At 54.1% G+C, this 1,167-nt stretch carries 1 protein-coding gene; it reads right to left on the bottom strand.

What is annotated here, in order from left to right; genetic code table 11:
- Positions 1-168: 168 nt before the first annotated feature.
- On the bottom strand, positions 169-1,167 hold a 999-nt coding region (locus C8N47_RS18610), incomplete at its 5' end, for a Kelch repeat-containing protein (protein WP_211316212.1).

Below are 1,167 nucleotides of genomic sequence, written 5' to 3'. Positions count from 1 at the left end.
TAAAATACCCGCCACATTGCTCGTCTTTGGAATTGTTTTCCCAAAAGGGAATTACTTTTTCAAGCAATTCCTTTTGGTACTTTTCTGCTGTTAATCTAAAATTAAAATCCATCTCTTATGCTCGTAAGCGTTGTTGTAATTTGATCGATAAAAACGAGGAATGCCTGGCTATTCAAGCGTTCCCTGGGTAACCAGTTTCGAACGCACACCGGGGCGCACTTCACCACCGGGAATAATAATCTGCCCGTTCCACCAAAAGGCGGTGGTGGTTACCTGCGTATCGCCGCCAATCTCGCCGGCCAGCGTCAGCTCACCGGTCAGGCAGTTGAACAGGTAAACATCCTTGCAAAATCCGGGATGGCTGGTCAGGTTCTTAATCTTTTGTGCCTGGTACTTCGCGCGCTCTTCATCTGTTTCGGCTTTGGCAGCCGCGTCGATTAAGCGTTCGGTTTCGTTGAAAATGTTGCCTTTGTCGCCGCCAAACACCAGGATGTCCTGATCGCCATAAGGCAATCCTGTTCCTGCTGAAAGGCCAAATGGCGCTTGTCCGTCCAGCTTCAGCTCGCCGGCTTTGCTCCATTGCTGTTTCGAAGGCGAATACTTCCAGATGTCGCTTAAAAAGGTAGAAGTGATGCCCGACTTGTTGCGTCCGCCAAGGACGTAAATACAGGTTTCGTCGCCATCCGACTGGGCTGCCACCACCGCGTGCGACAAGGGAACGGGCAGGCTCGGCAAGATTTGCCAACCGGCATCCGGGGCTTCCGTATCCAGCGCAAAGCAGTGCTTGCTTGCGCCGTCCACATCAATTCCTCCAACCACATAGATGGTGGAACCAATCAGTGCAGCTCCGCCGCTAGTTACGGCCACCGGCAGGTCGGGCAGTTCGTCCAGCTGAAGCGAATCTCCGTCAACACGCAAGCGGAAAGCATTGGCAACCGGGCCGTCGGCTGTCTCACCTCCCAGGCTGTAAATGCCCTGTTCGGTGGATAAACAAGCGCTGTAGGCCATTGCCAGGGGCAGTTTCCAGCCCGGCTGAGCCCAGCTAAGCTGTCCGTCCTTACGGCTAAGGCGATAAATGCGGTCGTGGTAGCGTTTGGTGCCACCATTCCAGGGCATGGCATCCTCGAAGTTGGAGCCGCCACCCACCAGCAGATAATCCTGGCAGGC

This window comes from Mangrovibacterium marinum (assembly GCF_003046625.1).
Classification (GTDB): domain Bacteria; phylum Bacteroidota; class Bacteroidia; order Bacteroidales; family Prolixibacteraceae; genus Mangrovibacterium; species Mangrovibacterium marinum.
This window is presented reverse-complemented; position numbering and strand designations above follow the sequence as displayed.